The sequence below is a fragment of the Mucilaginibacter rubeus genome (genome assembly GCF_014643835.1).
Classification (GTDB): Bacteria; Bacteroidota; Bacteroidia; order Sphingobacteriales; family Sphingobacteriaceae; genus Mucilaginibacter; species Mucilaginibacter rubeus.
On record NZ_BMKD01000002.1, the window covers coordinates 657,833 to 683,307 of the forward strand.

26 protein-coding genes and 1 pseudogene are annotated in these 25,475 nt (G+C 42.2%); 22 read left to right on the forward strand and 5 right to left on the reverse strand.

Annotation, left to right across the window (positions count from 1 at the left end):
• Positions 1-200: 200 nt before the first annotated feature.
• From IEX80_RS09235 to IEX80_RS09290, 13 genes and pseudogenes are all read left to right on the forward strand, one after another.
• Entirely contained in the window at positions 201-692 is a 492-nt protein-coding gene (locus tag IEX80_RS09235) for a D-glycero-alpha-D-manno-heptose-1,7-bisphosphate 7-phosphatase (RefSeq protein ID WP_090526588.1), read from the forward strand.
• A gap of 175 nt (positions 693-867) precedes the next feature.
• Positions 868-2,388, forward strand: coding sequence for a hypothetical protein (locus IEX80_RS09240; RefSeq protein WP_188832719.1), 1,521 nt, complete (start codon positions 868-870; stop codon positions 2,386-2,388).
• Between the two features lie 633 nt (positions 2,389-3,021).
• Positions 3,022-3,873: an ATP phosphoribosyltransferase gene (hisG, locus tag IEX80_RS09245; protein ID WP_090526584.1), complete on the forward strand. Its 852-nt coding sequence runs from the start codon at positions 3,022-3,024 to the stop codon at positions 3,871-3,873.
• A gap of 82 nt (positions 3,874-3,955) precedes the next feature.
• A complete protein-coding gene (gene hisD, locus IEX80_RS09250; protein WP_090526582.1) occupies positions 3,956-5,242 on the forward strand; it encodes a histidinol dehydrogenase in 1,287 nt (428 codons plus the stop codon).
• Positions 5,243-5,244: 2 nt separating this feature from the next.
• Positions 5,245-5,904: a hypothetical protein gene (locus IEX80_RS09255; RefSeq protein WP_188832720.1), complete on the forward strand. Its 660-nt coding sequence runs from the start codon at positions 5,245-5,247 to the stop codon at positions 5,902-5,904.
• Positions 5,905-5,938: 34 nt separating this feature from the next.
• A complete protein-coding gene (hisC, locus tag IEX80_RS09260) occupies positions 5,939-6,985 on the forward strand; it encodes a histidinol-phosphate transaminase (protein WP_090526578.1) in 1,047 nt (348 codons plus the stop codon).
• A 45-nt stretch (positions 6,986-7,030) separates the two neighbouring features.
• Complete coding sequence (hisB, locus tag IEX80_RS09265; protein WP_090526576.1) at positions 7,031-8,170, forward strand: bifunctional histidinol-phosphatase/imidazoleglycerol-phosphate dehydratase HisB; 1,140 nt, start codon at positions 7,031-7,033, stop codon at positions 8,168-8,170.
• A 36-nt stretch (positions 8,171-8,206) separates the two neighbouring features.
• A complete protein-coding gene (hisH, locus tag IEX80_RS09270) occupies positions 8,207-8,875 on the forward strand; it encodes an imidazole glycerol phosphate synthase subunit HisH (protein WP_090526574.1) in 669 nt (222 codons plus the stop codon).
• 5 nt (positions 8,876-8,880) lie between these two features.
• A complete protein-coding gene (locus IEX80_RS09275) occupies positions 8,881-9,630 on the forward strand; it encodes a 1-(5-phosphoribosyl)-5-[(5-phosphoribosylamino)methylideneamino]imidazole-4-carboxamide isomerase (RefSeq protein ID WP_090526572.1) in 750 nt (249 codons plus the stop codon).
• Positions 9,631-9,682: 52 nt separating this feature from the next.
• Positions 9,683-10,015 (forward strand): annotated as a pseudogene (locus IEX80_RS27780) (endonuclease domain-containing protein); the annotation flags it as partial.
• A gap of 9 nt (positions 10,016-10,024) precedes the next feature.
• Positions 10,025-10,810, forward strand: coding sequence for an imidazole glycerol phosphate synthase subunit HisF (gene hisF / locus IEX80_RS09280; RefSeq protein ID WP_229701594.1), 786 nt, complete (start codon positions 10,025-10,027; stop codon positions 10,808-10,810).
• A 134-nt stretch (positions 10,811-10,944) separates the two neighbouring features.
• Positions 10,945-11,532 carry a bifunctional phosphoribosyl-AMP cyclohydrolase/phosphoribosyl-ATP diphosphatase HisIE gene (gene hisIE / locus IEX80_RS09285; protein WP_091162321.1) on the forward strand — a complete coding sequence of 196 codons (588 nt, stop codon included), beginning with the start codon at positions 10,945-10,947 and terminating at the stop codon, positions 11,530-11,532.
• 100 nt (positions 11,533-11,632) lie between these two features.
• On the forward strand, positions 11,633-12,544 hold the full coding sequence (locus tag IEX80_RS09290) for a WD40 repeat domain-containing protein (protein ID WP_176627626.1): 912 nt from the start codon (positions 11,633-11,635) through the stop codon (positions 12,542-12,544).
• Between the two features lie 92 nt (positions 12,545-12,636).
• Here the strand turns inward: IEX80_RS09290 and IEX80_RS09295 are convergent, their stop codons facing one another.
• Together IEX80_RS09295 and IEX80_RS09300 are read right to left on the reverse strand one after the other, a co-directional pair.
• Positions 12,637-13,401, reverse strand: a complete 765-nt coding sequence (locus tag IEX80_RS09295; RefSeq protein ID WP_188832721.1) for a C40 family peptidase — start codon at positions 13,399-13,401, stop codon at positions 12,637-12,639.
• Positions 13,402-13,666: 265 nt separating this feature from the next.
• On the reverse strand, positions 13,667-14,020 hold the full coding sequence (locus IEX80_RS09300; RefSeq protein WP_090526563.1) for a 4Fe-4S dicluster domain-containing protein: 354 nt from the start codon (positions 14,018-14,020) through the stop codon (positions 13,667-13,669).
• Positions 14,021-14,121: 101 nt separating this feature from the next.
• Here IEX80_RS09300 and IEX80_RS09305 point away from each other — a divergent pair, with 101 nt between their 5' ends.
• The 5 genes from IEX80_RS09305 (at position 14,122) to dnaJ (ending at position 18,423) form a co-directional block, all read left to right on the forward strand.
• Positions 14,122-15,147, forward strand: coding sequence for an aldehyde dehydrogenase family protein (locus IEX80_RS09305; RefSeq protein WP_188832722.1), 1,026 nt, complete (start codon positions 14,122-14,124; stop codon positions 15,145-15,147).
• 217 nt (positions 15,148-15,364) lie between these two features.
• Positions 15,365-15,568 carry a fructose-6-phosphate aldolase gene (locus IEX80_RS09310; RefSeq protein ID WP_090526558.1) on the forward strand — a complete coding sequence of 68 codons (204 nt, stop codon included), beginning with the start codon at positions 15,365-15,367 and terminating at the stop codon, positions 15,566-15,568.
• Between the two features lie 4 nt (positions 15,569-15,572).
• On the forward strand, positions 15,573-16,253 hold the full coding sequence (locus tag IEX80_RS09315) for a cell division ATP-binding protein FtsE (protein WP_090526556.1): 681 nt from the start codon (positions 15,573-15,575) through the stop codon (positions 16,251-16,253).
• 265 nt (positions 16,254-16,518) lie between these two features.
• Positions 16,519-17,133: a nucleotide exchange factor GrpE gene (locus IEX80_RS09320; RefSeq protein ID WP_229701572.1), complete on the forward strand. Its 615-nt coding sequence runs from the start codon at positions 16,519-16,521 to the stop codon at positions 17,131-17,133.
• A 126-nt stretch (positions 17,134-17,259) separates the two neighbouring features.
• Positions 17,260-18,423, forward strand: coding sequence for a molecular chaperone DnaJ (gene dnaJ / locus IEX80_RS09325; protein WP_090526554.1), 1,164 nt, complete (start codon positions 17,260-17,262; stop codon positions 18,421-18,423).
• 119 nt (positions 18,424-18,542) lie between these two features.
• Here the strand turns inward: dnaJ and pyrF are convergent, their stop codons facing one another.
• Complete coding sequence (gene pyrF, locus IEX80_RS09330; RefSeq protein ID WP_188832853.1) at positions 18,543-19,373, reverse strand: orotidine-5'-phosphate decarboxylase; 831 nt, start codon at positions 19,371-19,373, stop codon at positions 18,543-18,545.
• 364 nt (positions 19,374-19,737) lie between these two features.
• Here pyrF and rho point away from each other — a divergent pair, with 364 nt between their 5' ends.
• The 3 genes from rho to purS all read left to right on the forward strand — a co-directional run bounded on the left by rho (position 19,738) and on the right by purS (position 22,420).
• Entirely contained in the window at positions 19,738-21,372 is a 1,635-nt protein-coding gene (gene rho / locus IEX80_RS09335; protein WP_188832723.1) for a transcription termination factor Rho, read from the forward strand.
• Positions 21,373-21,462: 90 nt separating this feature from the next.
• Complete coding sequence (gene pssA, locus IEX80_RS09340; protein WP_090526549.1) at positions 21,463-22,185, forward strand: CDP-diacylglycerol--serine O-phosphatidyltransferase; 723 nt, start codon at positions 21,463-21,465, stop codon at positions 22,183-22,185.
• Positions 22,166-22,420 (forward strand): phosphoribosylformylglycinamidine synthase subunit PurS, encoded by a 255-nt coding sequence (gene purS / locus IEX80_RS09345; protein WP_090526546.1) that lies wholly within the window; start codon positions 22,166-22,168, stop codon positions 22,418-22,420. Before pssA ends, purS begins: the two co-directional genes overlap by 20 nt.
• A gap of 222 nt (positions 22,421-22,642) precedes the next feature.
• On the opposite strand, the gene IEX80_RS09350 is transcribed toward purS, so the two are convergent.
• Both IEX80_RS09350 and folK read right to left on the reverse strand, forming a co-directional pair.
• Positions 22,643-23,020 (reverse strand): Hpt domain-containing protein, encoded by a 378-nt coding sequence (locus tag IEX80_RS09350; RefSeq protein ID WP_090526544.1) that lies wholly within the window; start codon positions 23,018-23,020, stop codon positions 22,643-22,645.
• A 16-nt stretch (positions 23,021-23,036) separates the two neighbouring features.
• Entirely contained in the window at positions 23,037-23,525 is a 489-nt protein-coding gene (folK, locus tag IEX80_RS09355) for a 2-amino-4-hydroxy-6-hydroxymethyldihydropteridine diphosphokinase (RefSeq protein ID WP_188832724.1), read from the reverse strand.
• 87 nt (positions 23,526-23,612) lie between these two features.
• Between folK and sppA the strand changes: the two genes are divergently transcribed.
• A complete protein-coding gene (gene sppA / locus IEX80_RS09360; RefSeq protein WP_188832725.1) occupies positions 23,613-25,403 on the forward strand; it encodes a signal peptide peptidase SppA in 1,791 nt (596 codons plus the stop codon).
• Positions 25,404-25,475: the final 72 nt, after the last annotated feature.

Consider the following 25,475-nt stretch of genomic DNA (forward strand, 5'->3'; position numbering starts at 1 on the left):
CTAAAATCCGTTTAATCCAGGTCAGAAACATAGCCGGTATCCGCTATTAACCAACGCAAACTCCGTTTTCAATTTAAGTAATCGAAGCAAACTACCCATGCTCCTTAAACCACCAACCATGATCTATGAACTATAAGCCATGGTCTATAGACCATCGACTATGGACTAAAAAACGTACCTTCGCCAAAAAATTAAAATAGATGCCTGATAAAATTAAAGCTGTTTTTTTAGATCGTGATGGTGTGTTAAACCAGGAAATGGGTGATTACGTTCGCCGTTTTGAGGATTTCCATGTACTTGATAACTTTGATGCCCTTAAAACCCTGCAGGATCGCGGCTATATGCTGCTTGTTGCTACCAACCAGGGTGGTTTGGCCAAAGGCTGGTATACCGAAGAGGAACTGGCAAAAATGCACGCTCACCTGAAACAGGTTTATCATGAACACGGCGTTGAACTTACCGACTTTTTTTACTGCCCGCATCACCCCAACTTTACCGGCGACTGCGATTGCCGCAAACCAAAACCGGGGCTCCTGCTGCAAGGCATAGCTAAATATAACATTGATCCGTCAAAATCTTACTTTATAGGCGACCGTGAACGCGATGTTGAAGCAGGTACAGCTGCAGGTGTAAAAGGTATTTTGATAGACAGCGACCAGCCGATTAGTACGGTACTGGATCTGATATTGTAAAAGCAAAAACATATGTCATTGCGAGCGTAGCGCGGCAATCTCGTAGCCAATGCATTTCCGATCTGCTTGGCTACGAGATTGCTTCGTCGTTCCTCCTCGCAATGACATAAAAATAAAGCCCTTTCCCTAAAACATTTTCTTCTCTCCTGCTTTTTACAAATATTTATATTATCCTATGCAAAAAAGCCGCTACTTAAAAAACCTTGATGCTGTAATAGCCGCCTTAATCGGCTGGTTTATATTAAGCTTGTTTTTCAGGTATAGCGGTGTAGGAGTTTCTCCGGATAGTATCATGTATACCAGCGCGGCCAGGAACTTTAAAGAGCACGGTACCCTGCTAACGTTTAACCATGTACCTATTGTTGACTTTCCGGTTTTCTATCCTATTTATCTTGGTATAATTTCAGTTATCACCCAGATAGATCCTGTTAAGTTTGGCGCAATGTTGAATGGCATCATGTTCGCCACACTCATTTTCACCAGCGGCTGGATCATGGAACACTTTGTACCTGCCTCAAGAATTTATAAATGGCTGATGCTGGCGGCAATTATCCTCAGTCCACCGTTGTTACAGGTATATTCATACTTATGGTCGGAGACCTTGTTCATTCTTGAGATCCTGTTTTTTTTGGTTGCTTTCCGCGAATACCTTTTAAAACACACGCTTAAAGCACTTATAGTGGCAGCCGTTATAGCAGCAATAAGTTGCATAACCAGGTACGCGGCTGTTACCATTGTAGGTACAGGCGGTTTACTTTTGCTATTGGACAGGGTATTGCCCCTTAAAAAGAAGATTACCCATATCATTGTTTACGGGCTAATTTGTATCTCGCTATTGGTAAGTAACCTCGTATTCAATGCTTTTGTGACAGGTACAACAACCGGTCCGCGGGAGCCATCTATCACTCCGTTTAGCAAAAACCTGTATTACTTCGGCACCGTAATGTGCGACTGGATGGGTCTCACTCCCAATCAATACTGGGCTGCTACACCTATAGCTATTATTATTTTCCTAGGCTTTATCGCTGCCCTGGCATTTAATTATTATCGCCGCAAGCTGGATAGCTTTGAAAATTTGGCCATTACTTTCGCATTGGTTTACGGGGCTTTTATTGTGCTCTCATCTACTTTCTCAAGGTATGAACGGATCAATCACCGCCTGTTATCGCCATTGTACATTTCGGCTTTATGGGGATATACCAGTTGGGCTTTGCTCCTGCTGAAAAAAATAAACAATACCACTACCCGGCGCATTATCGGTGCTGTAATGATTATGCTGATGCTGGGTTTTATCACCAGCGAATTTTTGATAGATAAAGCCCGGTACAACGACCAGGTAGCCGACGAATACGGTAACCCCGGCTATACCGACGAAAGCTGGATAGATTCGGAATTTGCAGCCTATTTAAGGGGGACAGACCACAGCCTGTTTAAACCCGGCGTCAAAATTTATACCGACGCGCATGAAGCCGTTTACTTTTTCTCGGGCATGTCATCATACCTGGTGCCGCACCGTTTCTTTACTAAGGATATCGATAAGTTTTATAAGGTGAAACATTATTATCTTATTTGGTTTAATGTATTGGAGAACCCTGAACTGATCAACCTGAAGGATATTCAAAAAGTTAAAAACCTTAAAAAGATCAAGGATTTTGGCGAAGAAGGGGCGATTTATGAATATAAGTCTGAACCATGATTTATAGGATTTTAGGATTACCATGAATTCCGTTCCCACCGTTATTGGTGATGACACGCTCCCGCCATTGTTGGTGTTGTCACCAACAACTTGTTCCCGTATCTTTTTATGAACCTATAAGGCCGCTATGCATAGCGTAAAAGTTGTAGGTGACAACACCAACAACGGCAAAAGCGATGACAAGCTGACCACAAGTTTAATATTTTAACAAATCTTTTGCCGTAACCCCCTATCTAAATCAAGTAATTGACAGCTAGTAACTTAATTTCGAATATTCAAATTTATGTTAACCCTGTTAACCCCCTCTCATTGCAATCAGCGATTGCTATTGTCACCAACAACGGCAAAGGTTAACAAAATTAAATTCTAAAAGCTTGTTCAATCGGACATAAAACTTCTTGAAAATTTCACGCACCCGTATACTTTTTCACATTAAATTTTGATTTAAAAAACATCTGTCTATATTTGCACCGCTAATCTATAGTTTTACTATATAAAAAATGAACGGTATCGCACTACATCATCTTCATCTGCATCACCACCATGTGGTGATCAGCTAATATGTATGTTTCTACGCGAAATAACAACCTCCGTTTATATTCTTTTTTATCATAGTCTCTTAAATTCAATCTTTTGAAAACACTTAAAATAGCTATCCAAAAATCGGGTAGGCTCAACGAAAAATCTGTTGAATTATTAAAAAATTGCGGCTTAAACTTTGAAAACTACAAAAGCTCGCTTATCTCTCCGGTATCCAATTTCCCTTTAGAGATCCTTTTCCTCCGTGATGATGATATCCCTGAATATGTACAGGATGGTATTGCCGATTTAGGTATCGTAGGCGAAAATGTGATCCAGGAAACCGAAGTTGAAGTAAGCTATCTGCAGCGCCTTGGTTTTGGTAAATGCTCGCTCAAGATAGCAGTGCCCAACAACAGCGATATCAACTCACTGGCCGATTTACACGGCAAAGCAATTGCTACCACCTACCCTGCCATTTTAGGCAAGTTTTTAAAACAACAAAATATTACTTCAGATATCCGCACCATTTCCGGTTCGGTTGAAATATCACCTGGCTTAGGTCTTAGCGACGCCATTTGCGATTTGGTATCAACAGGCGGTACCCTTAAAAGCAACGGACTGAAACCTTTTGCCGATGTAATGTCATCTGAAGCGGTACTGATAGGCAGCAAGGCCATTGCCGAAAGCGACCTTGTGCAGGAACTGATCCAGCGTATTCAATCAGTTTTACGCGCTAAAGAAACTAAATACGTGGTACTTAACGTTGAGAAAAAAAACCTCGATGCCGTTATTGCTTTATTGCCGGGCGTAAAAAGCCCGTCGGTAGTACCATTGGCCGAAGATGGCTGGGTAGCAGTACACACTGTAATTCCCGAACGTGATTTTTGGAACCGTATAAGCCAGCTTAAACAGGCCGGCGCGCAAGGCATTGTAGTAATGCCTATTGAGAAGATCATTTTATAGTAGTTGGCAGTGGCTGTTGGCAGTTTGCACTATGGTAAATTGCTGATTGTTGCAAACTGCAAACTGATAACTGCAAACTGGAATGAAGACATACAATTATTCAGAACTTACTGCATCCGATATCCAGAAGCTGGTTCAGCGTAATGTTGACCCGGCCAATGAGATCAGGACTATTGTTGAAGATGTGATTGCCAACGTGCAGCAGCATGGCGACAAGGCCCTGCTTGATTATGCTTTAAAGTTTGACAAGGTGGAGCTGAACAAGCTTTACCTCGATAGAGCCGAACTGGAAGAAATTGCCAAAGCCATATCTGCCGATCAGAAAGCAGCGTTGGAAACAGCGTATAACAACATTTACAAGTTTCACCAAACGCAGCTAAAAACCGAGGACAAAGTTGAAACCATGCCCGGCGTAACCTGCTGGCGCGAATTAAGGCCGATTGAAAAAGTAGGCTTGTATATCCCCGGTGGCTCTGCTGTATTGCCAAGTACGTTTTTGATGCTGGGAATCCCGGCATGTATTGCCGGTTGCCATGAAATAGTAGTTTGCTCACCCCCGCAAAAAAACGGTAGGGTAAATGCCTTTATAGCTTATGTAGCGCTGATGCTGGGGATCGATAAGATCTACCTGGCAGGTGGTTCGCAGGCTGTGGCGGCAATGGCTTACGGAACTGCAAGCATCCCTAAGGTAGATAAGATCTTCGGGCCCGGCAACCAGTTTGTAACCAAAGCTAAAACCATTATCCAGTCAACCACCACAACGGCAATTGATATGCCTGCGGGCCCGTCGGAAGTATTGGTTATTGCAGATGAAACGGCTATTCCGGCATACATTGCAGCCGATCTGCTGGCCCAGGCCGAGCATGGCATCGACAGCCAGGCTGTATTGGTTTGTACCTCCGTTGATGTTGCCGAAAAAGCCATTGCCGAAGTTGAAAAACAACTGCCTGTATTGCCCCGTGGGGAGATAGCCAAAATGGCCATCGATAATTCATATGTGGTGATCACTGATAACCTGAACGAAGCAATGAGTTTCAGCAATCAATATGCTCCTGAGCACCTGATCCTGGCAACCGACAGTTGGGAACAGATCACCGGAGACATCATCAATGCGGGTTCAGTATTTTTAGGAAACTTAACACCAGAAAGCGCAGGTGACTATGCATCAGGAACCAACCATACCCTGCCAACCAGCAGTTATGCAAGGGCTTATTCGGGTGTGTCAGTTGATTCGTTTGTGAAAAAGATCACGTTTCAGCATATCACTCGCGAAGGGATCCAAAACATCGGTCCAACAGTTGAAGTTTTGGCCGAATTGGAGGGTTTACATGCACACAGGAATGCTGTGAGTGTCAGAAACAATAGTTGATCATGAAAAAGCTTGCATACCTTTTGAGTTTGTTTGCACTCACTGCTTGTCACAACGGTAATCATAAACAATTAATATCTGATACAGTTAAACGAGATACCACTACCTCGTTTAAGCCTTATCAGCTTAATAAAGACTACATTGTAATTGACACAGGTATTTTTGATGCAACTGTTATGGGAGGCAGCTATGCCGTTGTAACAAGAAACGGAAAGCTTGCCGATACTATTGACAAATATTACGGAATTGAGAAAATTGGCAACGATAACTATTTATATCTAACAATAACAGGTACAGGGCCGGGAGAAGATTATACTTCGAAAACACAGAAATCTCAAAAATCAATCAGTGGGTCTTTGGGCAGTTATATAATGGTCGTAAATGGTAAAAAACAAAATCTGTCAGCGTTTATAACTGACTTTAATGACTATTTTTCTTCACCATCTGTAATAAACGGCAACATTTATTTCTGGCAAATAAAAAAAATAGATACAACAGGTAATAACAGTATATCGGCTGCTAAATATGATCCGGTTACCAAGAAAACCACGAATTATTATTTGGTTGATGATTATATCGAAACAGATGATGCCAACTATTTTTCAGCGCCATATTTAAAAAATGACACCATCTATTTTGACGGAGAGAATAAAAAATTATGAAAATTCACAAAGGATTTTAAGCCTTACAATTAAAATGTTCGACATAAATAATATACTCAGAGAAAATATAAAACGTCTTGTACCCTATTCATCGGCACGCGATGAATACCAGGGTGAAGCAAGCGTTTTCCTGGATGCCAACGAAAATGCTTTTGGCTCTCCTTTAGATCAGCAGTTTAACCGCTACCCTGATCCTTTACAGTACGATTTAAAAAAACGCATTACCGAAATTAAAGGCGTACCGCCGCGCAATATTTTTGTAGGCAACGGCAGTGATGAAGCTATCGATATCCTGTTCCGCAGCTTTTGTAACCCGGGTGTTGACAATGTGATATTGGTGCCGCCTACTTATGGCATGTACGAGGTATCGGCCAATATCAACGATATCCAGGCCCGCAAAGTAAACCTTACGGAAGATTATCAGCTAAATTTAGAGGGAATTGCCGAAGCTATCGACAAAAACACCAAGCTCATCTTTATCTGCTCGCCCAACAACCCGACTGGCAATTCTATCAACCGCGATGATATTCAAACCCTGCTGGCCAACTTCAGCGGAATTGTAGTGGTTGATGAGGCTTACATCAACTTCAGCCGTCAAAAGTCATTTATACAGGAATTGACCGAATGTGCCAACCTTGTGGTAATGCAAACCCTTTCCAAAGCCTGGGGCCTGGCCGGTTTACGTGTTGGTATGGCTTTCGCCAGCGAGGAAATCATTGAGGTGATGAACAAAGTAAAGCCGCCTTATAACGTTAACGAGTCCTCACAACAGCTGGCATTGGCTGCCCTGGCAAACGTTGGTCAGGTTAATGAATGGATTAAAGAAACCCTTACACAACGCGACAGGTTGGTTTTACAACTGAAAGATTTTGAGTTTGTGGTAGATATTTACCCTTCAGATGCCAACTTTATCCTTGTAAAAACCACCAATGCTAACGGTATTTACGACTACCTGGTAAAACAGGGCATTATAGTGCGCAACCGTTCAAAAGTTGAGCTTTGCGAGGGCTGTCTGCGCATCACTGTAGGCACACCAGATGAGAACACTATTTTACTCGAAGCGCTTCAAAACTTTAAATAAAAAAATCACTAACTCAATAATTCGCTAATTCACTAATTATAAAGAATGAGTTTACAGAAAATATTATTTGTCGACCGCGACGGCACCCTGATCAAAGAGCCTGCTGATGAGCAAATTGATTCATTTTCCAAGCTGGAGTTTTATCCGGGCGCGTTAACCTATCTGCCCAAAATAGCCAAAGAACTTGATTTTGAACTGGTAATGGTTACCAACCAGGACGGTTTAGGAACTTCTGTTTATCCTGAAGATACATTTTGGCCTGTCCACAATTTCATCCTGCAAACCTTTGAAGGTGAAGGCGTAAAATTTGCTAACCAGATCATTGACCGTACTTTTGCGCGTGATAATGCCCCCACCCGTAAGCCGGGCACTGCACTGTTAACGCAATACTTAGATGCGGATAAATACGACCTGAAAAATTCGTTTACCATCGGCGATCGTAAAAACGATGTGCTGCTGGCAAAAAACCTGGGTGCAAAAGCTATCTGGCTTAACAACAACAGCAACCTTGGCGGCAACGAGTTTAGCGAAGCAGATCATATTGATGACGTTATCGCCCTTGAAACTACCGACTGGCAAAAGATCTATGAGTTTCTGAAACTTGGTCAGCGGGTATTTGAACATCGCCGTGCCACTAAGGAAACCGATATCTATATCAAAATAAACCTTGATGGTAAGGGCGATGCCAAAATATCAACCGGTTTGCATTTTTTTGACCACATGCTGGATCAGATTGCCCGTCATGGTAGTATTGACCTGGAAATTACAGCCAAAGGAGATCTGCATATCGACGAGCATCATACCATTGAAGATACCGGCATTGCTTTAGGCGAAGTATTTGCCGCTGCTTTGGGCAACAAAATGGGAATTGAACGTTACGGTTTCTGTTTGCCAATGGACGATTGCCTTGCACAAGCTGCTATTGATTTCGGCGGCCGTAACTGGCTTGTTTGGGAAGCCGATTTTAAACGCGAAAAAGTAGGCGATGTGCCTACCGAAATGTTCTACCACTTCTTCAAATCATTCAGCGATGCCTCAAAAAGCAACCTGAATATAAAAGCAGAAGGACAAAACGAACATCACAAAATTGAAGCTATATTTAAAGCCTTTGCCAAGGCAATAAAAGTGGCTGTAAAACGTGATGTAGATAAGATGGTTTTACCAAGCACTAAAGGGCTTTTGTAACTCCCCAGCCTCCTAAAGGGGGAGTAACTAATCAAAATGGAAACACCAGATCAAAACAATACATCGGGAACCGATAAAAGCCTCGCAGAGGCACCCCCTTCAGGGGGCGGGGGGGGTATCGGCATCATCCTATACGGAGCCGGAAACATATTTTCCCTAACTGCCGCTTTAGAGCGCTTAGGTATCCCCTATGGCTTTATAAACAGCGAGGAGGATTTTGACAAGTACGACCGCTATATCATCCCCGGTGTCGGACATGCGGGCGCAGCCATGAATAAGCTTAAAGCTACCGGGCTTGTACCTTCCATCAAAGCGTTAAAAAAGCCCACCCTCGGTATTTGTGTAGGTATGCAATTGCTTACCTCTTACTCTGAAGAGGGCGACTCTAACCTGTTGGATATCATACCGGTTAAAACTTTAAGGTTTAAAGATAGCGCCGATCATAAAGTGCCGCACACGGGCTGGAACAGGGTTTACCCTGAAAAGGACAACCCGCTATTTGAAAATATACCGTCAGGTTCACATTTTTACTTTGTACATTCATACTTTATTGAGTATGATAAAGCATACACTTTATTAGCCTCCGATTACGGAAATCAATTTTCGGCATCAATTTGGCTTGATAATTTTTACGGCGTACAATTTCACCCCGAAAAGTCGGGCGTGTTTGGCGAAACATTGTTAACTAATTTCTCAAAAATATAAAGGATATGTACATTATTCCTGCCATTGACATTTTGAACAAGAAGGTTGTCCGTCTTCGTGAAGGCGACTACAAACAGGTAACCGAATACGATGTTACCCTTGAAGAAATGATTGAACGCTACCAGAGCAACGGCACCAACTTCATCCACATTATCGACCTTAACGGCGCAAAAAATGATTTCAGCAATCAGCAGTACCTGTTTGACGTGATCCGTAAAACTGATATGAAGGTACAGTATGGCGGTGGTATACGCAGCATCGAAAAAGTAAAAGAGCTGATAGATGCAGGCGTTCACCGCGTTATCGTTGGCACGCAGGCACTTACCAACCCTGATTTTTTACCAGATCTGAGCAAAGAGATCTGCGGCAAAGACAAATGCTCCGACCAGGTGGTAGTAGCCATCGACGTACTTGACGAGGTAATCAAATACTCAGGCTGGATGGAAAGCTCCCCCATCAAACTGATGGATTACGTTGATAAATGCCTGGCTTTAGGTTTCTTCCGTTTCCTTTGTACTGACATTAATAAGGACGGTAAATTGGGCGGTGCCGGCATTGAGCTATACGAAAAACTGCTTGACCATTCTCCATTCATTAAACTGATCGCCTCAGGCGGCGTTAGTTCTATGAGCGATATCGAAAAGCTTAACCGCTTAAAAGTTGAGTCGGTAGTAGTTGGCAAAGCCATATATGAGGGCCATATCACCATTGAAAACGTGAAACACTGGAATTTGGACGCGCTGATATCGATATAATCGCCCCCTAACCCCCTAAAGGGGGAACAATAGTTTTATAATGAAAAGAAAAATGTTTTTGGGAGCAGATCGATTAGTCTTTCAAAACGCAGAAGCACTTCGTTATAGAATGACAGTTGCCGAAGAGTTACTTTGGGAACAATTAAAGGGTAAACGGTTGGGTGTAAAATTTCGAAGGCAGCATCCTTTAGGAATTTACATCGCTGATTTCTATTGTCACCAACATAAATTAATCATTGAATTGGATGGAAGTATTCATAATCTTCCTGATGTAATTCAAAATGATATTGTTAGACAAAACAACTTGGTTTCCGATGGACTTAAAGTATTGCGCTTTACCAATGACCAGGTGCTTAATAATTTAGAAAAAGTATTGGAAAATATAAATACGCAAATCAAAAGCTCCCCCTTTAGGGGGCGGGGGGGGTTAGCCAAGCGAATCATCCCCTGTCTTGACGTTAAAGACGGTCGTACGGTAAAAGGTGTAAACTTTGTTGACTTGCGCGATGCCGGCGACCCGGTTGAGCTGGCCTGGAATTACTCGAACCAGGGAGCCGACGAGTTGGTGTTTCTGGATATTACAGCAACCGTTGAACGCCGTAAAACTATGGTTGAACTGGTGAAAGCAGTAGCCAGGCAGATCAATATCCCATTCACCATTGGCGGCGGCATTAATGAAATTGCTGATGCCGATGCACTGCTCAATGCCGGAGCCGATAAAATCTCCATCAATTCGGCCGCGGTACGTAATCCTAAGCTGATAGATGAACTTGCTAATGCCTTCGGTGTTCAGTTTGTAGTAATAGCGGTTGATACCCGTAGCATTGGTGATAAAAATATAGTACACCTGAATGGTGGCAGGCTGCCAACCGAGCGCCAAACACTGGAGTGGATCCTGGAGGCTGAAAGCCGTGGTGCAGGCGAAATCCTGCTCACTTCTATGGATCATGATGGCACCAAAGGCGGCTTTGATAATGGTTTGCTGAAAACTGTTAATGATGCCGTGCATATCCCGGTGATAGCCTCGGGCGGTGCAGGCAAGGTTGAACACTTTGTTGATGTATTTGAGAAAACCAATGTGGATGCAGCACTGGCGGCTTCAGTGTTTCATTATGGTGAGATTTTGATACCGGATTTAAAGCGGATATTGCAAAGCAATAAAATAGAAGTTAGGATTTGAGACAACGCGGCGGCCTTGCGCGATTCCCTCCCTTGGAGGGTGTAGGGAGGGGTTTCAGCAACAGATGTACCCCCCTCCCTGCCATTGCACATTCCCAATACACCCCTCCCCAGGGAGGAAATTAAAAGAAAAGAATGAATATAGATTTTGAAAAAACCGGCGGACTTGTCCCCGTAATTATACAGGACGAGCAAACTTTAGAGGTACTGATGCTGGGTTACATGAACCAGGAAGCTTATGATAAAACCGTTCAGGAAAATATCGTTACTTTTTATTCCCGTACAAAAAACCGTTTATGGACTAAGGGGGAAACCAGCAGCAACTTCCTGCATGTAAAAAGCATCAGCATTGATTGCGATAATGATACGCTGCTGATCAAAGTGAAAGCCGACGGCCCAACCTGTCATACAGGCTCACGCAGCTGCTTCAATACCGAATTTAATCAAAATTTTATCCTGGAGCTGGAAAATATCATTGCCGACAGATATACTAACCCGGTTGAAGGATCATATGTAAATAAACTTCGCAACAAAGGCCTTAACAAAATAGCCCAGAAAGTTGGTGAAGAAGGAGTTGAAACTGTTATCGCCGCCCTTGCCGAAACAGAAACCGACCTGATCAATGAATCATCAGACCTGGTTTTCCATCTATTGGTTCTGCTTCGTGAAAAAGGTTTAACACTGGAAACTATCGCTAAAAATTTAGAATCAAGACATAAGTAAATAGTTGGCAGTTTTGAGTTTGCAGCAGGCAGTTGGAGAGTTTTAACTAATATTGCAAAATACAAAACTATAAACTACCAACCGGCAACTGCAAACTGAAATGATCACCATCCAAAAAACAGCCGAGCTCACAGGCCATGCCAACCCAATATTCACGCTTGAGTTATCGCAAAAGCCGGGCATATTGTTTACGGGCGGAAATGATAAAGGACTGGTTGAATGGGGCTTGAATGATTTCACTTTTATTAAAGTGATGTTCCCGGTCAATGCATCTATTTATGCTATTCATTGTCCGGAGGGATATCCGCTAATGTTTGCGGGTTTGCGCAGCGGCGAAGTTCTGGTGTTTGATTTTATTCAGCAAAAATTGCTCAAACCTTTAAGGCACCACCGCAAGGCTATCTTCGATATCAAATCATCAGTTAAAAAAGATGAGTTATTAATAGCATCGGAAGATGGCACCGTATCTGTATGGAACCTTAAAACGCTTGAAATGGTGCACAGCATAACAGTATCCAGGGACACCGTTCGTTGTATTGCCGTTTCGCCGGATCAAAAACAGGTGGCATTCGGTTGCCGGGATAATCACATCGCCATTTACGACCTGGAAGATTATACTATTATTAAAGCTCTTCACGGCCATACTATGGCTGTTTTTGCGCTTGTCTACAGTCCCGATGGGAGTTACATCGCTTCCGGCTCAAGAGATGCACAGGTAAAGATTTGGGATAGCAGCAGTTATCATGAAATAAAAAATGTTCCTGCCCATTTATTTGCGGTGAACCATATTGCATTCCATCCCACCCTACCCTATTTTGCTACCGCCAGCATGGATAAAAGTATCAAGATTTGGGGATCGGACGATTTTAAACTCTACAAAAATATCAGCAGGGAAAAAGGCTATCCAGGCCATGTGTTATCTGTCAATAAATTAGCATGGGGAACTCCCGACCAACTCCTTTCGGTAAGTGACGATAAAAAGATCATTTCATGGGAGATTAAATTTAGTTGACATCCTTCTTTTTTTCAGGAAACTTGTCTTACCAAATTAAACTATCTTCCTTCCGTATGCCTTTACATTATTGGGGTAAATAAGGCATGGAGCTAATTAAAAAAACGCCTTATGCCGCACAGGTTATGGGTATATTTTTTTTGCTCCCGTGAGTATATACCATCTTCGTTAATAGTATCAATTTTAACCTTGCCCGATGCATGAATGATGTGCTCATTATTAAGTATAATACCCACGTGAGTTACCCTGCCTTCGGAATTATCAAAAAAAGCCAGATCGCCTAACCGTGCTTCCTTTATCGAATCAACCTTGATACCTTCTTTCACCTGCATGCTTGCATCCCGCTTAATTCTGAGGCCTTTAAGTTTGTAAACCATTTGTGTAAAGCCCGAGCAATCAATACCAAAATGCGTTCGCCCGCCCCACAAGTAAGGAGAGTTCAGAAATGCTTTAGCGGTGGCAGCAATATCTTCAGGCTCACCAATTTTACCAATTATTTCAAAACGTTCATGGCCAATGCGGCATGAGGTCCCTTCTAAAAAAGCAAGCGAGCTGCCCGCCGGCAAATAAACAACACTATTGTCGCTCATTTTCCATGCCTGCGTAACCGGCTGGTAAGTGAGCTTTGAGGGATGGTTCCTGATATTTTTATACGCTACATGACCAAGCATAGCAAATTGCAAGCGGCCTATCCACCCGATATACCCATCCGCCTCGGCAATGATCTTAACCCAGTTGTTTTGCCACTCAGTAATTTCAAACACTTCGCCAAATAGCAATTGCGATACCTGCTCACTCCGCTCACTGGGCTCGGCCCTTAGCGGGATTACAGCAAGATTACATATCCCGTACTCCATAGTTCTGTAATGTCAAATAAACAAAAATCTGGCACGTATTTTTTAATCTATACGCGGTTAACATTTTAATATGATATTATTTAATAATTGGTATCAGTAACTTTTGGGGTAAAAGCTATACGATAATACAAAATATTTTTGAAATATTTAACCCAACAGAAATCTTCCGGCAATCCTTAATACTTAATTTATCACTCGCCGAATCATCGCTAACTAAAAAGGGACATGCATTGCATATCCCTTTTTATATCCCTAAAATAATGTCCTATTCGTTCATATGCAGCCACTCTTTTTTGGCAAGCAACTCTTCTTCGCTTTCGCGGATATCTTCGTCATCAACACAACAATCTACAGGGCAAACCGCAGCACACTGGGGTTCATCATGGAAACCTACACATTCGGTACACTTATCGGGTACTATATAATAAATATCGTCAGATAATGCAGCTTGTGTTTCTTCGGCATTCAGGGTATTACCATCGCCAAAATCAATTATCCCTCTAAGGCCAGTCCCATCGCTGAAACGCCAGGCCGCTCCTGCATCATAAATAGCATTATTAGGGCATTCCGGTTCGCAGGCCCCGCAGTTTATGCATTCGTCGGTGATTTTAATCGCCATATTTCTAAATATCTAATAATCTCAATTAACTTTGCCTGCAAATTACAAGCGTACAAATATAACAAAAAAAGGCTTTAAGGGTTTAATCCCTTAACATATATATGTCAAAAATTAATCCAAAAAACTCAATAAATTCATTTTCGGAGTTAGGCAGGCAACTCCTGGCCCCCGATGCGGCATTAAGCGCACTCATTGAAAACGAACAATATCATAATGCCTGGTTTACGCCGGCAAGTGTTTCAGAAGCCGTTACAGCCATAGGCGCCATGCTTAACGTGGAAGATCTAACTACATGGCTTTCGAAATATGTGCTTGAAACAGGCAAACCTGCAAAAAACGTAGGGCTTATACTGGCAGGCAACATCCCGCTGGTAGGGTTTCATGACGTGCTTTGTGTTATTGCTTCCGGCAACAAGGCGCTTATCAAAGCCTCATCACAGGATGCACGACTCATCAAAGCTGTATTGGAAAAACTGGTAGCTATTGATCCTGCTTTTGCCGGCAGCTTTAACTTTGTTGACAGGCTGGAAGGTTTTGACGCCATCATAGCCACAGGCAGCAACAACAGCTCACGTTATTTTGATTATTACTTTGGCAAAGTGCCTAACATCATTCGTAAAAACCGTAACAGTATTGCCGTTTTAAGCGGCAAGGAAAGCGCTGCAGACTTATTTAGCCTGGGACATGATATTTTAGATTATTATGGCCTTGGCTGTCGTAACGTATCCAAAATACTGGTACCGGAGGGGTATGACTTTACTTTCTTTTTCGAATCGATAGAAGATCATAAAGCCATCATTAATCATCATAAATACAACAATAATTACGATTATAATAAATCCATTTACCTGGTTAATGGTGATAAACATTTTGATAATGGTTTTTTGATGGTTAAAGAAGATGACAGGCTGACATCTCCGCTGTCAGTATTGTTTTTTAACTATTATCATGACATGGCAGAGGCCGAAAATATCGTTGATCAGAATGCCGAAAATATCCAGTGTATAGTGAGCAAACTACCGCTGCAGGTTACAAGCCAGGTGGTAGGTTTTGGACAAAGCCAGCAACCCAAACTATGGGATTATGCCGACGGCGTGGATACGATGGAATTTTTGTCAAGTCTTTAAATAAAATAAATACCTTTGGGAAGTAAGGTGAAAGGACAAAGGTAAAAGGCGAAAGGTTACTACCCTATTGTACTTGAACGACACCTTTTGCCTTTCAGCTTTAACCTTAAAAAAATGTATATTATAAAAAAGTAAGGTAAAAGGCGAAAGGTTACTACCTTTTTCACCCCAAAAGGCACCTTTTGCCTTTTGCCTTTCAGCTTTAACCTTAAAAAAAATGTATATCATAAAAGTTAAAGGGGTTGCCAAAATACCCGATTATGTACAACTACGTGATGATAAGTTTACGCTGTTGGCTTATTTCAGGGTTGACAGACCGGATAAATCGCTTGATAAGGTTGGATTAGGCGACAAGGCCGACGAGATCATGAATATTATCAAAGACCTGCCGTTTGGACAGATCTTAAAATTAGAGTTATAAAACAATGATTGGAAATTCTATAATAAAACTAAACAACGTTGATATTTTTCAACAGGCTCACCTGGTACTTTCAAACGTGAATTTACATGTTGATAAAGGTGATTTTGTGTGGCTGATAGGTCAGACAGGATCAGGGAAAAGCAGCCTGCTGAAAGTAATTTATGGCGACTTGGGGATTAAAGCGGGTACCGGTCATGCCTGTGGCTATGAATTAAGCAAGCTGCCCAGCCGCGACATTCCCTACCTGCGCCGTAAACTGGGTATAGTTTTCCAGGATTTTCAGTTGCTTACCGATCGTACCATTGAGCAAAATCTCAACTTTGTAATGCGCGCCACCGGTTGGAACGATAAAAAACTGATTGCAGATAAAGCTCTTGATGTACTTGAAAAGGTTGGCCTGCGGTCAAAATTAAAGAAAATGCCTCACGAACTTTCAGGCGGCGAGCAGCAGCGTGTAGTTATAGCACGCGCCTTGCTTAATGACCCGGAAATAATCCTGGCCGATGAACCTACAGGCAACCTCGACCCTGAAACATCTGAAGAAATTGTACTCCTGCTCAAACAAATCAGCCAATCGGGCACTGCCGTACTGGTAGCCACGCACGATTATCACATTATCCGCGCTTTTCCATCGCGTATTATCAAATGCGAGAACGGTAAGGTTTTGGAAGATGTGGAGATATGACCGCTGATCATTGATGATTACGTTGATTTCGTTGACCTTTTAATTTAATGATTGAACTGATGTTTTAAATTCGCCGGCAAGTCAAAATCATGCCGGCTAATAGTCATAAACACTCTTCAAGTACAATAAACGAAATCAGCGCAATCAAAAACCAACGGTGACAAATCAACGGTTCGCCTGTCACCCTTTCTTAAAATCATTTCATGCTACTGACAGCTTGACTGGTTTACAGTTGTGGCAAGATACTTGATTGGCACTACTCGCTATGAAATTTAACGATATGTTGAAGAAAAAGAAGAAAGAAAATACGGATAATACTGAAAATATAAACGAAGTGAACAACGAGCAATTACATGATGAAGGGCAGGAACAAGCCCCGGTAGCAGAAGCTACAGCCACGGAAACCCAACAGGGAACTGCCGCTGCCCCAACTGCCGAAGAAAAGTTGAAAGACGAGCTGGCACAGGCTAATGACAAGTACTTGCGTTTATATGCCGAATTTGATAACTTTAGAAGGCGTACCATTAAAGAACGCGAGGAAGCCCGCAAAACTGAAGGCAAAGATGTAATTGTGGCTTTACTACCTGTACTTGACGACTTTGAACGCGCGCAGCGTGCCATGGATAAGGCTACCGAAGTTGCCCCGATTAAAGAGGGCGTTACTTTGATCCAACACAAGCTAAAAAATATACTTGGCCAAAAAGGCCTGAAAGAAATGACATCAATAGGCAATGCCTTTGATGCCGACCTGCATGAAGCTATTACCAATATTCCGGCACCTACTGATGACCTTAAAGGCAAGGTAATGGACGAAATGGAAAAAGGCTACACCCTTAACGACAAAGTGATCCGCTTTGCTAAAGTGGTTGTAGGAGCGTAACTGATTTCGGATTTGAGACTTTCAATTTCGGATTTATCCGGATGTGATAGTCTATCCTGATCTTACACAATATTAAATAATAATAAATCCGAAATCTGAATTTCGGAATCCGAAATTTTTAAAATTATGGCTAAAAGAGATTATTACGATGTGCTTGGGGTTGCGAAAGGCGCAAGTGCTGATGACATAAAAAAAGCATATCGTAAAATGGCTATTAAATATCACCCTGATAAAAATCAGGGCGATAAGGAAGCGGAAGAAAAGTTTAAGGAAGCTGCCGAAGCTTACGAAGTATTAAGCACTCCCGAAAAACGTCAGCGTTATGATCAGTTTGGTCACGCAGCCAACGCTTCATCGCCAAATGGTGGTGGTTATGGTGGCGGTGGTATGAATATGGACGACATATTTAGCCAGTTTGGCGATATTTTTGGTGGTGGTAGTCCGTTTGAAGGTTTCTTTGGCGGCGGCCGTCAAAGCGGTGGCGGCGGCAGGCGTGTAGCCCGCGGCAGCAACCTGCGTATCAAAGTACGCTTAACCCTCGAGGAAATTGCCAACGGCGCCGAAAAGAAGATCAAAGTAAATAAACAGATCATCTGTAAAACCTGCGATGGCAGCGGGGCTAAAGACAAATCATCGTTCCAAACCTGCAAAACCTGCGGTGGTTCAGGAGCGGTACGTAGAGTAACCAATACCATTTTGGGTCAGATGCAAACTACCAGCACCTGCCCTACCTGTAACGGCGAAGGATCAACCATACTGTCAAAATGTAACGTTTGTCATGGTGACGGCGTGGTTCGCGGTGAAGAATTGATCACCATCCAGGTGCCTGCAGGTGTTAGCGAAGGTATGCAGTTGAGCATGAGCGGTAAAGGTAATGCAGCCCCACGCGGCGGTGTTCCCGGCGACCTGATCATCCTGATTGAAGAGGTACCTCACGAAACATTAAAACGTGATGGCAACAATGTGATCTATGATCTGCATGTAAACTTTGTTGATGCAACTTTAGGCACATCTATTGAAGTGCCAACCATTGACGGTAAAGCCAAAATAAAAATTGACCCCGGAACACAAGGGGGCAAAATCCTGCGTCTGAAAGGCAAGGGTTTACCGGAAGTAAATTCATATCACCGCGGTGATCAACTGGTGCACATTAACATATGGACACCAAAAGCATTAAGCCGCGAGGAACGCGAGATCCTGGAAAAACTGCAGGGCTCTCCTAACTTTAAACCCAATCCGGGCAAAAACGAAAAAAGTTTCTTTGAACGGATGAAGGAATATTTTGAATAATATTTTTTTCAGGTAAAAGGATAAAGGCGAAAGCTGAAAGGTATATGCAAAGCCCGGAGTTACTATGACTTCGGGCTTTTTAGCTTAAAGAAAGTTGAAGCGTACACGCCTGACTTGCTTTATATAATGCCTGCCTTTTCTAACTCCGCCTGCATCTGTTGCTGCAAACTTAGTGCTTCCGCACGGGCGGCATCGGCAAAATCTTCGCCATTGCTTGCATATAATATAGAACGCGACGAGTTTACGATAAGGCCGCAATCTTTAGTGATGCCGTATTTGCAAACTTCTTCAAGGCTTCCTCCCTGTGCCCCTACTCCGGGTACTAATAAAAAATTATCAGGCGCATATGCGCGGATGTTAGTAAACTCGGTGCTTTTGGTTGCGCCTACTACATACATGATCCTGTCGGCTCCGGCCCAGGTGTTGGCCTTTTTTATCACATTTTCATATAAATAGCCGTTCCCGGTTTGCAGGTATTGAAAATCCTTACTGCCAACAGATGATGTTAGGGCCAAAATAATAACCCACTTACCTTCGTAAGCAAGATATGGCGTAACACTGTCATTACCCATATAAGGTGTAATGGTAATGGCATCAAAGCTCATCCCGCCCGATTGCTCATCAAAAAATGCTTTGGCATATTTATCGGATGTATTGCCGATATCGCCCCGTTTAGCGTCAATGATACTTAAACAATCTTTGGGCAGGTATTTATAGGTATCAATTAAGCTTTGTAATCCTTTTATACCATAGGCTTCGTAAAAAGCAGCATTAGGCTTATAAGCTATACAGAGATCCTGCGTAACATCAACGATGCGTTTGTTAAATTCAAGTACAGGATCGGGATACGATCTTAAAAATTCCGGGATCTTGTTGAGATCGGGATCAAGCCCAACACATAAAAACGATTTCTTTTTTTTGATTTGTTCAATTAACTCCTGGCGGGACATCATCAGCGGCTGAATAATATTTTAATTGTCAAAAAAACTAAAAATTTGGCTTATGTGTTCTGATATAAGTGATATTTATTTAATTAATTTGAAATTAAAGAATAATTGTTTACACTTGCATCGTTTTCCATTGAATTTTTCTTGCACTAAAGAAACAATTTAAATCACCACGCTTTTTATTATCACTTTATATAATACTTGCATGGGTTTGGATGTTTACTAAAACAAGGTTTCAAGATCAATTTCTTTCAATTATAGCCTCATATGTTTTTACATGTGGTCAAGCTTTAACACTTGCATAGAAATTTTTGCCGTTTGAAAACAAATTACAATTAAAAAATCCCATTGAACTATAATTCATATCATGTCTGATAAAATTGAATTGAACGACAAACTCGTTTCTGAGTTGCGCGAAATTGCCAGAAATTTAGGTATTGCTGAGGCCGACGAACTACGTAAAGCTCAGCTTGTTGCCCGTATTATTGAACAACAACAGCTTATTGAAGCCGCCAGGGCTCAACAAAATCTGATTGAATCAAACTATACCCCTACACCCGCGCCAGGCGAAGCGCCTGCTGAAACAATTGAAAAGCCCCGAAAAAGGACCCGTGTTATAAAAACCAAAGATTCATCAAAACCACGTATAGAGGTTCCTTTAGATGATACCAATCTTTTTGATGCACAGGATGATGAGCCATCACAGGATGATCCGGAAACGGAAATTCCTGCTGTAACTGCAGAAACAGAAGCGCCGCAAGCCGGTGAAATAGTTGCCCGTACGGAAGAAGTTGTTCCGGAAGCCCGCCCGCAAAAGTTTGAGCGCAGGGTTAACAGCAACAACCAAAATCAGCAAAAAGCACAGGAACCGCCAATCAATCTCGACTTTGATAATGTAATTGTAAATGAAGGTGTTTTGGAAATTATGCCTGATGGTTATGGCTTCCTTCGTTCATCTGATTACAACTACCTTACTTCTCCCGATGATATTTACGTATCACAATCACAGATAAAACTATTCGGCCTTAAAACAGGTGACACGGTTAGGGGCAGCATCCGCCCACCGAAAGAAGGTGAAAAATACTTCCCGCTGGTACGTGTTGAGGCCATCAACGGCCGCATCCCTGCCGAGGTGCGTGACCGTGTTCCTTTTGATCACTTAACACCATTGTTCCCTTCCGAAAAACTGAGCCTCTTCACCGATCCGAACAACTATTCAACCCGCATCATGGACCTGTTTTCGCCTATTGGTAAAGGTCAGCGTGGTTTAATCGTGGCACAGCCAAAAACAGGTAAAACCATGTTATTAAAGGATGTGGCCAATGCTATTGCCAAAAACCATCCCGAAGTATACCTTATTATATTGCTGATAGACGAACGTCCGGAAGAGGTTACCGACATGGCCCGCAGCGTACGCGCCGAAGTTGTTTCATCCACTTTTGATGAGCCTGCTGAGCGCCACGTAAAAATTGCTAACATTGTGCTTGAAAAATCAAAGCGTATGGTGGAGTGTGGTCATGACGTAGTGATCCTTCTTGACTCTATCACCCGTTTGGCACGCGCTTATAATACTGTTGCCCCTGCATCAGGTAAAATATTATCAGGCGGTGTTGATGCTAACGCATTGCACAAACCTAAACGCTTTTTTGGTGCCGCCCGCAACATTGAGGATGGCGGTTCATTAACTATCATTGCTACAGCGCTTACCGAAACCGGCTCAAAAATGGACGAGGTTATTTTTGAAGAATTTAAAGGTACCGGTAACATGGAGTTACAACTGGATCGTAAATTATCGAATAAACGTATTTTCCCGGCTATCGACATTACAGCTTCAAGTACCCGCCGCGACGACTTACTGCTTGACCGTGACACGCTTCAGCGTATCTGGATTCTCCGCAACCACCTTGCTGATATGAATTCGCAGGAATCAATGGAGTTTTTACAAGCTCAAATTAGGGGCACAAAAACTAACGAAGAATTTCTGATTTCGATGAATTCGTAATATTTTAGCGATAATGAAGTTATAAGTAAGTAGAATATTATTTGTAACTTCATTATTACTTAATAAATTCCTGATAATTTCGATGGCGAAATGAAGAGACGCGTCAAAAAACACCTTCCAAATGCTATTACCTGCGCCAACCTTTTTAGCGGTTGTATAGGTATAGTTTTCGCTTTCCAGGGTAACCTCATAGTGGCTGCGTATGCCATTTTTCTTTCCTCAATATTTGATTTTTTTGATGGCCTTGCATCAAGGGTTTTAAACTCTTATTCATTTATAGGCAAAGACCTCGATTCGCTGGCCGATATGGTAAGCTTTGGCGTATTGCCGTCAGTGATCATGTACGAACTATTTTTACAGGCCCCGCAATTAAACGGCATAAGTCACCTGTTAAACTTCGTTGCATTCCTTTTACCGGTATTTTCGGCATTGAGGCTTGCAAAATTCAATAACGACACGCGGCAATCAGATAGCTTTATCGGGTTACCGACACCAGCAAACGCCATCCTTATAGCATCGCTGCCTTTAATAGTACAACAGTACGATGCTTTGGCGCATTACATTTTAAATCCTTACTTTCTAACAGTTCTGGTTTTAATAATGTGTACGCTACTGGTATCGGAAATACCGCTCATGTCGCTTAAATTCAAGAACCGCGACTTTAACAAAAACATTTTCCGTTATTTACTGCTCTTGTTTTCGGCAATACTCATACTATTTTTTAAATTTGTGGCCGTTCCGGTGGTTATATTTATTTATATCACCTTATCTCTAATTCAAACAAAACTCACAAATGACAAAGTTCCAGGCTGAAATCGACGTAATGCCAAAAAAAGAAATACTTGACCCACAAGGAAAAGCAGTAACCGGTAGCATGAAAAACCTTGGCTTAGCCGAAATTCACAACGTGCGCATTGGCAAACACATTACGCTTGAAATAGAAGCCGAAAATGCCGAAGCTGCCAGCGCCAAAGTTGACCAGGCCTGCAAAAACCTACTGGCCAACCTGATTATGGAAAGCTATACTTTTAAAATATCAGAAGTTTAGGTTAAAGGCGAAAGGCTTTTTTAGGATAAAGGCGAAAGGTAAAAGGCCAAAGGTTTCTTATCTGCATAAACAACTAAAACTTTATAAAATACAAAAGGCAAAAGGGAAACCTCTTGCCTTTGCTTTTTATATCTAACCGGCGAAACTTTCACCTTTCACCTTTCACCTTTCACCTTTCACCTTTCACCTTTCACCTTTCACCTTTCACCTTTCACCTTTCACCTATAAATTAGCTTCCTTCTCTGCCTTAATTTGTTTTAAAGTGATGAGGTTTGCTGACACCATGCTGTTTACCTGGTTAAATTTTTCAAATATTTCGGTTGGGTTTTGACCACCGGCTTTACAGGCCAGCTCAACTTCCTGTATGGTAGCCTGGCTTATGGGCATACCAAAAAAACCAAGGTTAGGCTTTAATTTATGAGCTGCCTGGGCTGCTAAAGCCCAATCCTGGTTATTTAACGCGTTGCTGATCGTATTAAGTAAATCGGGCGATTGCTCAAGGAACATCCCGATCGAGTCAACAATAAAATCGTCGCTGCCATCGGCAATCTCGTATAAAAAAGAAAGATCAAGGTCCTGTTCTGGTGAAATATCTGCCATTATAAAAGCTTTGTGTTTATTCAAAAATATGCTTTTTTACGATTAAGTTATCCTTTAGTTCATCCTTTAGCTGCAAAATATTTTTTTTGAACACAGGATGAATAAGATCAGGCGCTATCTCGGCCAGGGGGATCAGCGTAAAACTGCGCTTATACAATTCGGGATGGGGCACCACCAGGTTAAAATCATGGATCACTTCATCGCCATAAAACAAAATATCAATATCAATAATGCGCGATCCCCATTTAACCTCCCGCTTACGGCCCATTTGTAATTCGATACCCAATATTTTTTCCAACACATCCTGCGCCGAAAGATCAGTTTGGAGCATCAGCACCTGGTTTAAATAGTCGGGCTCATCGGTTTTACCCCACGACTGGGTTTCATAAACCGACGATATCAGTTTAACCGGAGCAATTTGGGCCGAAATAGATTCAATTGCCTGCTGCAGAAACAATTCGCGGGTACCGAGGTTGCTCCCAAGCAGTAAAAAAACATCAATCATGTTGTAACAAATATAATGGAAACCGCTCTTAGCATTATACGGCTCCTTATTACTAAGTTTGCATAGTTAAAAAGATTTATAACATTAATGAAACAATTCTTCAAATTCGTTCTGGCCACTATTGTAGGGGTAATTATTTCGGGTATAATAATAGGTGTTGTAGGAGCAGTTCTTGTTATCGGCCTTATTGCATCCGCCGGCAGTGATAAAACTGTAGATGTTAGCCCAAACTCTATTTTATACATGTCGCTAAAAAATCAGATCACCGAGCGTACACCAAACAATCCTCTTGCCGGTCTGGATTTTTTGGGTTTGAATGAAGATAAATCAATCGGCTTAAATGATATCCTGGCTGATATTAAAAAAGCCAAAACCGACGATAATATTAAAGGCATATACATTGATGAGAGTTATATGACCGCCGGCCAGGCCACTACCGAAGAGATCCGCAACGCACTTATCGACTTTAAAAAATCAGGTAAATTTATTGTAGCCTACGCCGAAGTATATACACAGGGCTTTTATTACCTGGCATCGGTTGCCGATAAAGTTTATATTAACCCAAAAGGCATTTTTGAGTTTCATGGCTTCAGCTCCCAAACCACTTTTCTAAAAGGTGCACTGGACAAATTAGGCATAGAAGCACAGATCATTAAAGTTGGCACCTTTAAAAGCGCTGTTGAACCGTTGTTCCTTACCAAGATGAGCGATGCCAATAAACTACAGGTAACTTCATATCTTGGTTCACTATATAATCATTTTTTAACCGGCATCAGCAAAAGCCGGGGCCTTAACAGGGATTCATTATTCAGCTATGCTGATAATATGCGCATTCAATTTCCTGAAGATGCCTATAAATTGAAACTGGTTGACGGCTTAAAATATAAAGATGAGATCCTGAACGATTTGAAAAGGCGGACCGGTACCGATTTAAAAGACGACTTAAAAAGCGTTGACCTTAGGGATTACGCCAAAAGCAAAAGTGATGATTCGGACGATAAGGAGGATGATTCATCATCTAAAAACCGCATTGCTATTGTCTATGCATCAGGTGATATTACCGGTGGCGATGGCGACGACAACAGTATCGGTTCGGAAACTATCTCGAAAGCATTACGCAAAGCCCGTTTGGATGATAAAGTTAAAGCTGTGGTATTGCGTGTAAATTCGCCGGGCGGCAGCTCACTGGCATCTGATGTGATTTGGCGCGAAGTAAAGTTGATCCACGAAAAGAAGCCGATCATTGTTTCTATGGGCGATTATGCTGCATCGGGTGGTTATTACATTTCATGTGCGGCCGATTCGATCATTGCCCAGCCTAATACTATTACCGGTTCTATCGGCATTTTCGCCGTATTGCCAAACATGCAAAAACTGTTTAACGATAAACTGGGTGTAACCTTTGATGGTGTAAAAACCGGGAAGTATGCAGATTTGGGCGATATTAGCCGTCCGCTTAATCCCGACGAGCGCCTGATATTACAAAACAGTGTGAACCGTGGCTATGATGAATTTACGAAAGCAGTGGCCGAAGGCCGCGGCAAAACACAGGCTTACATTAACAGCATTGGCCAGGGCCGTGTTTGGACCGGAGAGCAGGCCCTAAAAATTGGCCTGGTTGACCGTTTGGGGAATATCAACGACGCTATCACTTCAGCTGCCAAAAAAGCCAAGGTCAAAACCTATAATATTGTAAGTTACCCCGAGCAAAAAAGCTTTTTCAACAAGGTGGGCAGCGGTTTAAGCGCCGAAGTACAAACCCGCATGGTGAAAAACGAACTTGGCGAAAATTACCGTGTTTATCAACAGATCAAAGGCATCACTCAAATGATGCGCACTCCGCAAGCCCGCCTTCCTTACGATTTGGTGATCAAATAATATTTCATTAATACATTTAATTTTGATTGTGAAAAGCTGCCCGATTTGGGTGGCTTTTTTGTTGTCCGGTAA